The 13,317-nt window shown below is 72.2% G+C and carries 10 protein-coding genes; 6 read left to right on the plus strand and 4 right to left on the minus strand.

Annotated features, from left to right (window positions below; genetic code table 11):
- Positions 1-120 precede the first annotated feature (120 nt).
- From ACZ56U_RS22340 to ACZ56U_RS22350, 3 genes are all read left to right on the plus strand, one after another.
- Positions 121-1,506, plus strand: a complete 1,386-nt coding sequence (locus tag ACZ56U_RS22340) for an MGH1-like glycoside hydrolase domain-containing protein (protein WP_469085744.1) — start codon at positions 121-123, stop codon at positions 1,504-1,506.
- Positions 1,503-3,446 carry an amylo-alpha-1,6-glucosidase gene (locus ACZ56U_RS22345; protein WP_469085745.1) on the plus strand — a complete coding sequence of 648 codons (1,944 nt, stop codon included), beginning with the start codon at positions 1,503-1,505 and terminating at the stop codon, positions 3,444-3,446. The genes ACZ56U_RS22340 and ACZ56U_RS22345 overlap by 4 nt, the downstream gene beginning before the upstream one ends.
- Before the next feature lie 135 nt (positions 3,447-3,581).
- Positions 3,582-5,285 (plus strand): alkaline phosphatase family protein, encoded by a 1,704-nt coding sequence (locus ACZ56U_RS22350; RefSeq protein ID WP_469085746.1) that lies wholly within the window; start codon positions 3,582-3,584, stop codon positions 5,283-5,285.
- 57 nt (positions 5,286-5,342) lie between these two features.
- On the opposite strand, the gene dusB is transcribed toward ACZ56U_RS22350, so the two are convergent.
- Complete coding sequence (gene dusB / locus ACZ56U_RS22355; RefSeq protein ID WP_469085747.1) at positions 5,343-6,497, minus strand: tRNA dihydrouridine synthase DusB; 1,155 nt, start codon at positions 6,495-6,497, stop codon at positions 5,343-5,345.
- Between the two features lie 96 nt (positions 6,498-6,593).
- Here dusB and ACZ56U_RS22360 point away from each other — a divergent pair, with 96 nt between their 5' ends.
- Positions 6,594-8,039 carry an MFS transporter gene (locus tag ACZ56U_RS22360; protein ID WP_469085748.1) on the plus strand — a complete coding sequence of 482 codons (1,446 nt, stop codon included), beginning with the start codon at positions 6,594-6,596 and terminating at the stop codon, positions 8,037-8,039.
- A 22-nt stretch (positions 8,040-8,061) separates the two neighbouring features.
- On the opposite strand, the gene ACZ56U_RS22365 is transcribed toward ACZ56U_RS22360, so the two are convergent.
- On the minus strand, positions 8,062-8,934 hold the full coding sequence (locus ACZ56U_RS22365) for a helix-turn-helix transcriptional regulator (protein ID WP_469085749.1): 873 nt from the start codon (positions 8,932-8,934) through the stop codon (positions 8,062-8,064).
- A gap of 101 nt (positions 8,935-9,035) precedes the next feature.
- On the opposite strand from ACZ56U_RS22365, the gene ACZ56U_RS22370 reads away from it, so the two are divergent.
- The gene (locus ACZ56U_RS22370; RefSeq protein ID WP_469085750.1) at positions 9,036-10,466 is read left to right on the plus strand and encodes an MFS transporter; all 1,431 of its coding nucleotides are present in this window, start codon (positions 9,036-9,038) and stop codon (positions 10,464-10,466) included.
- Positions 10,467-10,571: 105 nt separating this feature from the next.
- The gene (locus ACZ56U_RS22375; RefSeq protein ID WP_469085751.1) at positions 10,572-10,778 is read left to right on the plus strand and encodes a hypothetical protein; all 207 of its coding nucleotides are present in this window, start codon (positions 10,572-10,574) and stop codon (positions 10,776-10,778) included.
- A 326-nt stretch (positions 10,779-11,104) separates the two neighbouring features.
- On the opposite strand, the gene ACZ56U_RS22380 is transcribed toward ACZ56U_RS22375, so the two are convergent.
- Together ACZ56U_RS22380 and ACZ56U_RS22385 are read right to left on the minus strand one after the other, a co-directional pair.
- Positions 11,105-11,716 (minus strand): LysE family translocator, encoded by a 612-nt coding sequence (locus ACZ56U_RS22380; protein ID WP_469085752.1) that lies wholly within the window; start codon positions 11,714-11,716, stop codon positions 11,105-11,107.
- Positions 11,717-11,870: 154 nt separating this feature from the next.
- Positions 11,871-13,253, minus strand: a complete 1,383-nt coding sequence (locus ACZ56U_RS22385; RefSeq protein WP_469085753.1) for a glycine--tRNA ligase — start codon at positions 13,251-13,253, stop codon at positions 11,871-11,873.
- Between the last annotated feature and the right edge of the window lie 64 nt (positions 13,254-13,317).

The following is a 13,317-nucleotide window of genomic DNA, read 5'->3' on the forward strand; positions in this document are numbered from 1 at the left end:
GCGCACCCCCTTGTGTTTCTCAACTCTGCATTACATATTGGGTTTTGCGTGTTAAATAGACGTAACTCTACGGTGGTCACGACCGAACGGGTCGGCCGGACGTCTTTCGGGGAGTCCCGAGTGGATCGCACTGCCCAGCTCACCACCCGCCGCGCGGAACGCGCCTTCGCATACGATCCACCCCCCTCCCGGGAAGCGCTGCACCGCCGGGCCGCACGCGTCCTGGAGGACAACTGGACCGGCACCTCCACGGTGCCCTCGCGCGGTCTGTACCCGCACCAGTGGTCATGGGACTCGGCGTTCATCGCGATCGGCCTGAGGCATCTGTCGCCGCTCAGGGCGCAGACGGAGCTGGAGACGCTGCTCGCCGCCCAGTGGGGCGACGGCCGTGTCCCGCACATCGTCTTCAACCCCTCCGTGCCGCTCGACGCGTACTTCCCGAGCCCCGACTTCTGGCGCTCCTCGACCGCGGGACACGCCGCGGGCGCCCCGCGCACCGTACAGACCTCGGGCATCGTGCAGCCACCGGTGCACGCGCTGGCCGCGTGGCTTGTGCACCGCGCGGACCCCGGTCTGTCCCGGGCGCGCGGTTTCCTCGCCCGGGTGTACCCCCGGCTGGCGGCCTGGCACCGCTATCTGCTGCACCGCCGGGACCTGGGCGGCGGCGGACTCGTGTCCGTGGTGCACCCGTGGGAGCAGGGAATGGACAACAGCCCCTGCTGGGACCTGCCGTTGTCGCGCGTCACCCCCGCCCCGGCCCGCTCCTTCCGGCGCGCCGACCTCGACCACGGGGCGGCTCAGGACCGGCCCACGGACCTGGACTACGGGCGGTACGTACGGCTGGCGACGGACTACCGCGACGGCGGATACACCGACGGCCAGGGCGACTTCGCCGTCGAGGACCCCTCCTTCAACGCCCTGCTCATCGCCTCCGAGCACGCCCTCGCCCGGATCGCCGAGGAGTTGGGCGCGCCGGGCACGGCCCGCCACGCGCGCGCCGAACGCCTGACGGGAGCGCTGATCGACCGGCTGTGGGACCCGGCGGAGGGCATGTTCTTCTGCCGGGACGTGCGGGGCGCCGGCCCGATCCCCGAGCGAGCCGTGTCGGGGCTGGTCCCGCTGCTCCTGCCGACACTCCCCCGGGACATCGTCGAGGCCCTCGTCCGTACGACCGCCTCCGCGCACTTCGGGCTCGGCGGCGCCACCCGCCTGGTCCCCAGCTACGACCTCCTCGGCGAGGCCTTCGACCCGCACCGCTACTGGCGCGGCCCGGCCTGGTTCAACACCGCCTGGCTGATGGAGCGGGGCCTGCGCACCCACGGCGAACGAGGCCGCGCCGACGCGCTGCGCCGGGCCGTACTGGACCTCGCGGACACCTCCGACTTCGCCGAGTACGTCGATCCGTACACCGGCGAGGCGTGCGGCACGACCGGCTTCGGCTGGACCGCCGCGCTCACGCTCGACCTGTTGCACACCGGCATCTTCCAGGGAGGGGAACGGGAATGACGGACCGGCATCACCTGCTCGTGCGCGGCGCGACCTTCGCGGCCGTGGGCGACAACGGGGACATCAGCGGGGTCCGGGGCGGCAACGCGCCCTTCCCGGAGGGGCTGTTCGTGCGCGACGCCCGGCACCTGAGCCGCTGGCAGCTCACGCTGGACGGCGCCGTGCCCGAGACCCTCACACCCGTGGCCGACGGCGACAGCGCCCGCTGTGTCCTGGTCCCGCGCGGCGGCCGCCAGGAACCGCCCGCGTACACGGTCTTCCGTGAACAGGCCGTCGGTGACGGCTCGTTCGTCGAGACCCTGCGCGTCACCGGCAACCGCCCGGTGCCGACGACGGTCCGCCTCGCGATGACCGCCGACGCCGACTTCGCCGACCAGTTCGAGCTCCGCTCCGACCACCGCACCTACACCAAGTCCGGCGTCACCCGTTCCCGCGACGTCATCGAGGCGGGCGTCGAGTTCACCTACCGGCGCCGCGAATGGCGGTCCCGTACGACGGTGACGGCCGAGCCCGCCCCGGACGCCGTCGAGGAGACCGGCACCGGCGCGCGGCGCCTGGTCTGGACGCTGGAGCTGGAGCCGCACGGCACGGCGGAACTCACCCTGCGGGTGATGGCCCGCCCGCACGGCGACCGGCGCGCGCTGCGGGTACCGCGCTCACCGGCCGCGCTCCACGACGAACTCCTCCGACTGGAGGGCGAGTTCGTGCAGGACGTGCCCTTCCCGAGCGGCTGGCCCGAGCTGGCCGCCGCCTGCGCCCGCGGCCTCGCCGACCTCGCCGCGCTCCAGGTCCCGGCGACCGGCCCGGACGGCGAGGAACTGCGCGTCCCGGCCGCCGGCGCGCCCTGGTTCCTGACCCTGCTGGGCCGCGACGCGCTGCTGACCTCGCTGTTCGCCCTCCCCTACCGCCCCGGCCTGGCCGCCGCCACCCTCCCCGCCCTCGCCGCGACCCAGGCGACGGAGACCGGCGTGGACGCGGTGGCCCAGCCGGGCAAGATCGTGCACGAGGTACGGCACGGCGAGCTGGCCCACTTCGGCCAGGTCCCCTACGGGCGTTACTACGGCTCGGTGGACGCCACCCCCCTGTTCCTGGTGCTGCTCGGCGCGTACGTGGAGCGGACCGGGGACGTGACCCTGGCCCGCCGTCTGGAGCCGCACGCGCGTGCCGCGGTCGGCTGGATGCTGGACCACGGCGGGCTGACCTCGCGCGGCTACCTGGTGTACCGCGCCGACCAGGGCGGCCTCGCCAACCAGAACTGGAAGGACTCCCCCGGCGCGATCTGCCGGGCCGACGGGACCCGGGCGAGCGGGCCGGTGCTGGCGGCGGGAGCGCAGGGGTACGCGTACGACGCGCTGCGGCGCACGGCGTCGGTGGCGCGGACGGCGTGGGGCGACGAGACGTACGCGGCGCTGCTGGAGCAGGCGGCGGGCGATCTGCGGGACCGGTTCCAGCGGGACTTCTGGATGCCCGACGTCGCCTTCCCGGCCCTGGCGCTGGACGGCGAGGGCCGCCAGGTGGACGCGCTGGCCTCGGACGCGGGGCATCTGCTGTGGTCGGGGCTGCTGGACAAGGAGTACGGGGAGGCCGTGGGGCGGCGGCTGCTGGAGCCGGACTTCTTCTCCGGGTGGGGGGTCCGGACGGTGGCGGCGGGGCAGGGGGCGTACCACCCGTTGTCGTACCACCGCGGTTCGGTGTGGCCGCACGACAACGCCCTGATCACACTGGGGCTGGCGCGGTACGGGCTGCACGACGAGGCGCGGACGGTCGCCCACGCGCTGGTGGACGCGGCGACGGCCACCGGACACCGGTTGCCGGAGGTGCTCGCCGGGTACGGCCGGGGCACCCATCCGGAGCCGGTGCCGTACCCGCACGCGTGTGTGCGCGAGTCCCGGTCGGCCGCGACGCCCCTGGCCCTGCTGACCGCGGTGGGCGGCGCCTAGGGAACCAACCGTTTGCCCGGTGTTTGCCCGAACCCGTGAACAGGCGCGGGTGGGGTGCCGTACGGGAGTGCGGCGGCTCCGGGACCTCAGGTCGGGTCCGCCGTCTTGCCGGGTCTCGTACGGAAGGGCCTTCGGGTGTCTGCCTCCACCAGCACGCCGCAACTGCCGGACGCGACCGACGACGTCGTCCCCGAGGCGCCCGCGCCGCGCCGCCCGCCGATCCTGCGCCGGACCGTCACCGCGCTCGCCGCGGTGCTGGTCGTCGGTGCGCTGCTGCTGCCGAACGCGGTCGGGGCGCTGCGACCGGACCGGTTCACCCGGATCCCCGTCGAGGCGATCCTCGGGGCGGCCGTGGCGTTGTGGCTGCCGCGGCGGCCCCGGGTGGTCGTGGCGGTGGTGTCCGGGGTGGGGCTCGGGGTGCTGACCGTGCTGAACGTGCTCGACATGGGGTTCCGGGAGTATCTGGGGCGGGGCTTCAACCTGGTCCTGGACTGGGAGTTGCTGGACGACGCGCAGGCGTATGTCGCGGACTCGATGGGCGGGACGTTCGCGGTGCTGGCCGCCGTGGGCGCCGTCGTCCTGGTGCTGGTGGTGGTCGGGGTGATGACGCTGGCGATGGTCCGGCTGAGCGAGGTCCTGGTGGCGAGCAGACCGGTCGCCGCGCGCGGCACGCTGATCGCGGCGATGGCCTGGATCACCTGCTACGCCCTCGGGCTCCAGATCGCCGGTACGCCCATCGCCTCCGACCGGGCCGCCGACGCGCTGAAGATCCAGGCGCGGCGGGTGGTGGACACGGTGCGGGACGAGGCGGCGTTCGCGAAGGAGGCGAAGGCGGACACCTTCGGGGCCACGCCGGGTGCGCAGCTGGTGCCGGACCTGCGGGGCAAGGACGTCATCTTCACGTTCATCGAGAGCTACGGCCGCAGCGCGGTCGAGGACCCGATCATGGCGCCGGGGGTGGACGCGACGCTGGCGGCGCGCACCGAGGCCCTGGCGAAGGCGGGGTTCCGTGCCAAGAGCGGCTGGCTGACGTCGGCGACGTACGGGGGCAGCAGCTGGCTGGGGCACTCGACGTTCCTGTCCGGCCTGTGGATCGACAACCAGCAGCGGTACCGCACGGTGACCTCGGGCGACCACCTCACCCTCACCAAGGCGTTCCAGAAGACCGGCGCCTGGGACACGGTCGGGGTGATGCCGGGCATCCAGAAGGGCTGGCCGGAGGCGCGGTACCACGGCCTGGACAAGGTCTACAACGCCTTCCAACTCGGCTATCGGGGACCGAAGTTCAGCTGGTCGACGATGCCGGACCAGTACGCCCTGGAGGCCTTCCAGCGCCTGGTCCACGGCAAGAAGCGGGACCGGCCGCTGATGTCGGAGGTCATCCTGACGTCGAGCCACCAGCCGTGGGCGCCGATCCCGAAGCTGGTCGACTGGGACGAGCTGGGCGACGGCTCGGTCTTCGACGCGATCCAGAAGGCCGGCGAGAAGCCCGGCGACGTCGTCACGGACACGACCAAGTCCCGCGAGGAGTACGGCAAGTCGATCCAGTACTCGGTCACGGCGCTGACCCAGTGGCTGGAGCGCTACGGCACCGACGACACCGTCCTCGTCTTCCTCGGCGACCACCAGCCCATCGCCCGCGTCAGCGGCGACCACGCCAGCCGGGACGTCCCGGTGTCGATCGTGGCCAAGGACCCGAAGGTGCTGGACAGGATCGCGAACTGGAACTGGACCGACGGCCTGCGTCCCGCCCACAACGCCCCGGTCTGGAAGATGAGTGCGTTCCGCGACCGCTTCCTGACGGCCTACGGCTCGACACCGCACCCGTCGAAGGACTGACGGTCACGGCGACGGCGTCGCCTCCCGCGCCACCGAGCCCGAGCCGCCGGGAGCGCCTCAGCCCCCCGACGTGTCCAGCTCCGCGTCCTCGCTGACGCCCGCGCAGTCGTAGGGGTCCTTCAGCCAGCCGTCCGGCAGGACGACCCTGTTGTTGCCCGAGGTGCGGCCGCGGGGTCCGTCGGCGCCCGTGGGCCAGGGCTGGTCGAGGTCCAACTCGTCGAGGCCGGAGCGGAGTTCCTCCAGCGACGACGTGATCGCGAGGCGTTTGCGCATCTCCGAACCGACGGCGAAGCCCTTGAGGTACCAGGCCACGTGCTTGCGGAAGTCGATGACGCCCCGGGCCTCGTCGCCGATCCACTCGCCCAGGAGGGTGGCGTGGCGGACCATGACGTCGGCGACCTCGCGCAGCGACGGCCGCGCGATGTCCTCGGTGCGCCCCTCGAAGGCCGCCACCAGGTCCGAGAACAGCCACGGCCGGCCGAGGCAGCCACGGCCCACGACCACGCCGTCGCACCCGGTCTCCCGCACCATCCGCAGCGCGTCCTGCGCCGACCAGATGTCGCCGTTGCCGAGGACGGGGATCTCCGGCACGTGCTCCTTCAGGCGCGCGATCGCCTCCCAGTCCGCCGTGCCGCCGTAGTGCTGGGCGGCGGTGCGGCCGTGCAGCGCGATCGCCGTCACCCCCTCCTCGACCGCGATCCGGCCCGCGTCGAGGTAGGTGATGTGGTCGTCGTCGATGCCCTTGCGCATCTTCATCGTCACGGGCAGGTCCCCGGCCCCGCTGACCGCCTCGCGCAGGATCGCCCGCAGCAGGTTCCGCTTGTAGGGCAGCGCCGATCCTCCGCCCTTGCGGGTCACCTTCGGCACCGGGCACCCGAAGTTGAGGTCGATGTGGTCGGCGAGGTCCTCCTCCGCGATCATGCGGACGGCCTTGCCGACGGTCGCCGGGTCGACGCCGTACAGCTGGATCGAGCGCGGTTTCTCGGTCGCGTCGAAGTGGATCAGCTGCATGGTCTTCTCGTTGCGCTCGACCAGCGCCCGGGTCGTGATCATCTCGCTCACGAACAGCCCCTTGCCGCCGCTGAACTCCCTGCACAGGGTGCGGAAGGGCGCGTTGGTGATCCCGGCCATCGGGGCCAGGACGACGGGCGGCTGCACGGTGTGCGGACCGATCCGGAGGGTCGTGTGCGAGGTGGGCGCGGTCGTGGGCATTCCCCCATTGTGGCGTACGACGACAGGTGCCGGTCCGCCTGACCTTGTACCTACCATTAGTTAGACGCACTATCGATACCGGCGTACGATGACTCCATGCCCGAGCTCAGCTTCCGGCGACGCCTGCTCGTCCTCGCGATCTGCTGCATGAGCCTGCTGATCGTCAGCCTCGACAACACCGTCCTGAACGTCGCCCTGCCGTCCATGCAGCACGACCTCGACGCCACCACGTCCGGGCTCCAGTGGACCATCGACGCGTACACCCTGGTGCTCGCCTCGCTGCTGATGCTCGCCGGCTCCACCGCCGACCGGCTCGGCCGCAAGCGGGTCTTCGTCGCGGGCCTGATCGTCTTCACCCTCGGCTCGGTGCTGTGCTCGCTCGCCCCGAACCTGGAGGCGCTGATCGCCTTCCGCATGGTCCAGGCGGTGGGCGGCTCGATGCTCAACCCGGTCGCCATGTCGATCATCACCAACACCTTCACGGACCCCCGCGAACGCGCCAGCGCGATCGGGGCGTGGGGCGCGGTCGTCGGTATCTCCATGGCCGCGGGACCGGTCGCGGGCGGCCTGCTGGTGGACTCCGTCGGCTGGCGCTCGATCTTCTGGATCAACCTCCCCGTCGGTCTCGCCGCCCTCGTGCTCACCCTCCGCTTCGTCCCCGAGTCCCGCGCCCCCAAGGCCCGCCGCCCCGACCCGGTCGGCCAGCTCCTGGTGATCGCGCTGTTCGGCTCCCTGACGTACGCGATCATCGAGGCGCCGAACACCGGCCTCGGCCCGGTCCTGCCGTACGCCGCGCTGGCGCTCGCCGCTCTGGTGGGGCTGCTGGTCTACGAGCCCCGGCGCCACGAACCCCTGATCGACCTGCGGTTCTTCCGCTCGGCGCCGTTCAGCGGGGCCACGGTGATCGCGATCAGCGCGTTCGCGGCACTGGGCGGCTTCCTGTTCCTGTCGACCCTCTACCTCCAGAACGTCCGCGGTCTGGACGCGCTGCACGCCGGTCTGTGGATGCTGCCGATCGCGGCGCCGACGTTCCTGTGCGCCCCGCTCTCCGGGCGGCTGGTCGGCCGGCACGGGCCGCGGCTGCCGCTGCTGGTCGCCGGGGTGGCGATCACCGCGAGCGGGGTGCTGTTCGCCGCGTTCGAGGCCGAGACCTCCGATGTCACGCTCCTGCTCGGCTATGTGCTCTTCGGCGTCGGCTTCGGGTTCGTGAACGCGCCGATCACCAACACGGCGGTCTCGGGGATGCCCCGGGCGCAGGCGGGCGTCGCGGCGGCGGTGGCCTCCACCAGCCGGCAGCTGGGTCAGACCCTGGGCGTGGCTGTGGTGGGAGCCGTGCTGGTGGCGGGCGTGGGCTCGGCCTCGTACGCCGACACGTTCGTCGCCGCCTCGGTGCCGGCCTGGTGGATCATCGCCGGGTGCGGGCTCGCGGTGCTGGTGCTGGGCGCGGTGACCAGCGGCGCCTGGGCGCGCCGGACCGCGCTGCGCACCGCCGAGCGGCTGGAGTCGGCCGAGGCGCGCGAGGCGGCACAGGTCGGCGCGTAGCCCCCGCCCCGGCGTAGGTGCCTCACGCCGACCGGGCGACCGCGATGGCGTGCAGCTTCTCCAGCCGCTCCCGCGACTCCTCGTCCGCCGGGGTGTACGTCACCATGCGCGGCCCCAGGTCCGGGCCGAGCCAGAGGTCGGTGTGGATGACCGAGACCCGGCCGACGTGGGGGTTGCGGAACTCCTTGCGCTTGGTGCGGTGGGAGACCACCTCATGCCGGTCCCAGGCCTCGCAGAACTCCGGGGACTCCGCGCGCAGCCGCTTCAGCAGCATCTTCCAGGCGGGCTCGGCGAGGTGGTTCGCCATGGCGGCGCGCAGCCGGGCGGCCATCAGCCGGCGGGTCTCCTCCAGGTGCACGATCGAACGGGCCCACTCCTCGTTGGTGTAGCACAGGACCATGCAGTTGCGGTCCTGCGGCGGCACCGCCTCCAGGTCGCACAGGAGCAGGCCGTAGGTGCGGTTGTGGGCCAGGATGTCGTAGCGGCTGTTCTGCACGCAGGCCGGAAGCGGCTCCAGCTGTTCGAGCATCTGGCGCAGCGCGGGGGTGATCGACGGGCAACTGGTGGCCGGTGTCGGGTCCGCCGCCCCGGCGAGCTGGAAGAGGTGGGCGCGCTCGCTCGGGTCGAGCAGCAGGGTGCGGGCGAGGGCGTCCAGGACCTGCACGGAGACCTGGATGTCGCGGGCCTGCTCCAGCCAGGTGTACCAGGTGACGCCGACCGCGGAGAGGTGGGCGACCTCCTCGCGGCGCAGTCCGGGGGTGCGGCGCCTGCGGCCGCGGGGCAGGCCGACCTGCTCGGGGGTGAGGTGCTCGCGGCGGTGCCGCAGAAAGGCGGCGAGTTCATGCCGCCGGATGTCGGCGGGGGCCGCCGTCGGCTCCTGGACCATCGTCGTCATGCCTCCAGCGTGCCGCCGTCCGGACCCTGTTGCCAGGTACTCCTGCTACCAGGATAAAGACACTCTGGTACCCGTCTGGCGGCGGGCGGAGGCTGGTGCGCGTGACCACCGAAACCACCACCCCACGCCCGGTCCGCACCGCGAGCGCGCCACCCGTGCTCGGCGGCCTCGGACTCTTCACCGTGCTGCTCGGCGCGGCACTGCCCCTCATCGACTTCTTCATCGTGAACGTCGCCCTGCCCACCATCGGCCGGGACCTCGCGGCGAGCGAGTCGGTCCTCGAACTGGTCGTGTCCGGCTACGGGTTGGCGTACGCGGTCCTCCTCGTCCTCGGCGGCCGGCTCGGGGACCTGTTCGGCCGCCGCCGGCTCTTCCTCGGCGGCATGGCGGCCTTCGGTCTGACCTCGCTGGCCTGCGGGCTCGCGCCCACCGCGTGGACCCTGGTGGCGGCCCGGGTCGCCCAGGGCATGGCGTCCGCGGCGATGCTGCCGCAGGTGCTCGCCACCATCCAGGCGGCGACCTCCGGACAGCGGCGCGCCAAGGCGATGAGCCTGTACGGCGCGACGGCCGGCCTGTCGATGGTGGCCGGCCAGATCCTGGGCGGCGTCCTGGTCGCCGCCGACGTCGCGGGCACGGGCTGGCGCTCGGTCTTCCTGGTGAACGTGCCCGTGGTCCTCGTCGGCCTGGTCCTGGCCGCCCGTGCCGTGCCCGAGACGCGCTCCCCGCACCCGCAGCCGGTGGACGGCCCGGGCACGGTCCTGCTGGGCGTCGCGCTGCTGACCCTGCTGGCCCCGCTGACGGAGGGCCGCTCGGCGGGCTGGCCGCTGTGGACGTGGCTGTCGCTGGTGGCGTTCCCGTTCGCGGCGGCGGCGTTCTGGGCGGTGGAGCGCCGGGCGGACCGGCTGGGGCGTACGCCGCTGGTGCCGCCGAGCCTGTTCCGGCTGGTGTCATTGCGGCGCGGGCTGGTGATGATCGTGCCGTTCTCCATCGGGTTCAGCGGCTTCATGTTCGTCATCGCGGTGGCGTTGCAGCGGGGCGCGGGGCTCGGCCCGGTCCGGGCGGGGCTGGCGCTGGCACCGATGGCGGTGACGTTCTTCTTCGTCTCCCTCGCGGGACCGCGGCTGGTCGCGAGGTTCGGCACGCGCGTGGTGACCGCGGGGGCCGGGATCCAGGCGGTCGGCGTCGGACTGATGGCGCTGGCGGCGTGGCGTTCCTGGCCGGGACTCGGGCTACTGGAACTGCTCCCGGGAGCGGCGATCGCGGGCGCCGGGCAGGCCCTCCAACTCCCGGTGATCTTCCGGATCGTGCTCTCCGAGGTACCGGCCGCGCGGGCGGGCGTCGGCGGCGGCGTCATGGTGACCACCCAACAGTCCGCCCTGGCCCTGGGCGTGGCCACGCTCGGCACCCTCTTCCTGTCCCTGATCCCGGCGTTGGGCATGCGGGACGCGCTGGTGACGACACTGGCGGCGCAACTGGCGGGCGTGGCCCTGACGGGTCTGCTGAGCCTGCGGTTGCCGCGGACGGTCGGCTGAGGCGGTTCCGGGAACGCCGGGGAACGCCGACGAACGGCGAACGTGCCGTGAAGACAGTGCTGTTGATGTTGATCCTGCTGCACACTCCTCACCGGAGGTGAGGCCGTGTCGGGGATCGACTCGAGCAGAGTGAGCCGCTGGGACCAGCACGGGCGCGAGCACGTCGTCCAGGTGCGCCGCCAGGGCACGCAACGCACGATCAGATGCGACACCTGCGGCTGGCGCAAGGCCGCGCAGTTCCTGCCGTGGCTCAAGGCGGAGGACCACCTGGCCGAGGCACACCAGGCGACGGTGGACCCCACGGCGGGGTGACGAGGCCCGTTGGGGGGGCGGGGTCGTGCGGGACCACGGCGCGTTCGCCCACAGGACGCGGACCGCGGGCCGCGGTGGTCAGGCCCGGGCGGCGCGCCCCCCACCGCACCTCCGAACCCGGGGCCCAACCCGGGTGCGTTCGCCCACAGGACGTGGACCGCAACGGTCGCCCCGGGCGGCGCGTCCCGCACCGCACCTCCGAGCCGAGCCGGGCCGTGGCGGCGCAGCACCTCCTCGGTCCTTCGAGGATGCGCTCGGCGGTCAGGGGCTCACCTCACCCGGTCGTCACGGAGCCGCGTCACCGGTCGGCCGTCACGCAAGTCGCGTCACCCGTCGGTCGTCGCCAGCTTCGCTCCGAGCAGGACGAAGGACCCCGCGAAGCTCCGTCGCAGCCACGTCATCACCCGGGGCCGCGAGATCACATGGCGGCGGACCGACGCCGCGAGCACCCCGTAGGCGGCGAAGACCACGAAGGTCGCCAGCATGAAGACCCCGCTCAGCCCGAGCATCCGCACCAGCGCGTGCGGCTCCCCCGGGGTCACGAACTGCGGCAGGAACGCGAAGAAGAAGATCGTCAGCTTGGGGTTGAGGACATTGATCAGCACCGCCCGGACGATGACCCGCCCCGCGGGGACGGGGGCACTCGGGCCCTCCACGGCGATGGCGTCCCGGTCCCGCACGGTGGCCCACGCCATCCACAGCAGGTAGGCGACACCGGCGTACTTCAGGACCTGGAAGGCGGTGGCGCTGGTGTGCAGCAGCGCGGCCGCACCGGTGATCGCCGCCACCATGTGCGGCACGGTCCCGAGGGCGCAGCCGAACGCCGCCACGACGCTCGCCCGCCGCCCGCGCGACAGGCCCGCCGCGAGGGTGTAGACGACACCGGTACCGGGAGTGGCGACCACGACGAGGGTGGTCAGCAGGAACGCGAGGCTCATGGCGTTCACCCTGGCGCGGCCGCGCCACCGGTTACAGGGCCAATCCACCGGCCGCCACGGGGACCACTCGGCCCCGCGCGGAATCCCTGGACGGACAAGACCCCGGTCCCGTGCCGTCTGGCACGGAACCGGGGTCTTGGCGAACCCTGGGTGACTAGCAGCCGATCAGTCGGCTCGCCAGGTAGCCCTCGATCTGGTCCAGCGACACGCGCTCCTGCTTCATCGAGTCACGCTCGCGGACGGTCACCGCGTTGTCCTCGAGGGTGTCGAAGTCGACGGTGACGCAGAACGGCGTACCGATCTCGTCCTGGCGGCGGTAGCGGCGGCCGATGGCGCCGGCGTCGTCGAACTCGATGTTCCAGTGCTGACGCAGCGCCTGGGCGAGGCCCTTGGCCTTCGGGGACAGCTCCGGGTTGCGGGAGAGCGGGAGGACCGCGACCTTCACCGGGGCGAGGCGGTGGTCGAGACGCAGCACCGTGCGCTTCTCCATCTTGCCCTTGGCGTTGGGGGCCTCGTCCTCGATGTAGGCGTCGAGGAGGAACGCCAGCATCGCGCGGCCGACACCGGCGGCCGGCTCGATGACGTACGGCGTCCAGCGCTCGCCGGCCTCCTGGTCGTAGTAGAAGAGGTCCTGGCCGGAGGCCTTGGAGTGCGCGGTGAGGTCGTAGTCGGTGCGGTTGGCCACACCCTCGAGCTCGCCCCACTCGTTGCCGCCGAACTGGAAGCGGTACTCGATGTCAGCGGTGCGCTTGGAGTAGTGGGAGAGCTTCTCCTTCGGGTGCTCGTACCACCGCATGTTCTCCTCGCGCATGCCGAGACCGGTGTACCAGTTCCAGCGCTGCTCCATCCAGTACTCCTGCCACTTCTCGTCCTCGCCCGGCTTGACGAAGAACTCCATCTCCATCTGCTCGAACTCGCGGGTGCGGAAGATGAAGTTGCCGGGCGTGATCTCGTTGCGGAAGGACTTGCCCATCTGCGCGATGCCGAACGGCGGCTTCTTGCGCGAAGCGACCTGCACCTGGGCGAAGTTGGTGAAGATTCCCTGTGCGGTCTCGGGACGCAGGTAGGCGACGGAGCCGGAGTCCTGGGTCGGGCCGAGGTGGGTGGAGAGCAGACCCGAGAACTGCTTGGGCTCGGTGAACTGGCCCTTGTTGCCGCAGTTGGGGCAGTTGATGTCCGCCAGGCCGTTCTCCGGGAGGCGGTTGTGCTTGGCCTCGTAGGCCTCCTCCAGGTGGTCCGCGCGGTACCGCTTGTGGCAGGAGGTGCACTCGGTCAACGGGTCGCTGAACGTGGCGACATGGCCGGAGGCGACCCAGACCTCGGGGGCCAGGATCACGGACGAGTCGAGACCGACGACGTCCTCGCGCGAGGTGACCATGTAGCGCCACCACTGACGCTTCAGGTTCTCCTTCAGCTCGACACCCAGGGGTCCGTAGTCCCAGGCGGCCTTCTGACCGCCGTAGATCTCACTACAAGGGAAAACGAAGCCACGGCGCTTGCTCAGGCTGACGATGGTGTCGATCTTGTCGGCGGCCACGGTGCTCTCTTCATGACGAATGGACGGCAGCGAATGCCTCAGGTTACCGGCGTCGCCACCCCCG

This window comes from Streptomyces sp. NPDC034103 (genome assembly GCF_055575395.1).

Excerpts from the sequence above, each read along its gene's own strand:
- ACZ56U_RS22365 (WP_469085749.1), bottom strand. The coding sequence starts at position 8,934 with ATGACGACGATGGTCCAGGAGCCGACGGCGGCCCCCGCCGACATCCGG.
- dusB (WP_469085747.1), bottom strand. The coding sequence starts at position 6,497 with ATGCCCACGACCGCGCCCACCTCGCACACGACCCTCCGGATCGGTCCG.
- ACZ56U_RS22380 (WP_469085752.1), bottom strand. The coding sequence starts at position 11,716 with ATGAGCCTCGCGTTCCTGCTGACCACCCTCGTCGTGGTCGCCACTCCC.
- ACZ56U_RS22345 (WP_469085745.1), top strand. The coding sequence starts at position 1,503 with ATGACGGACCGGCATCACCTGCTCGTGCGCGGCGCGACCTTCGCGGCC.
- ACZ56U_RS22360 (WP_469085748.1), top strand. The coding sequence starts at position 6,594 with ATGCCCGAGCTCAGCTTCCGGCGACGCCTGCTCGTCCTCGCGATCTGC.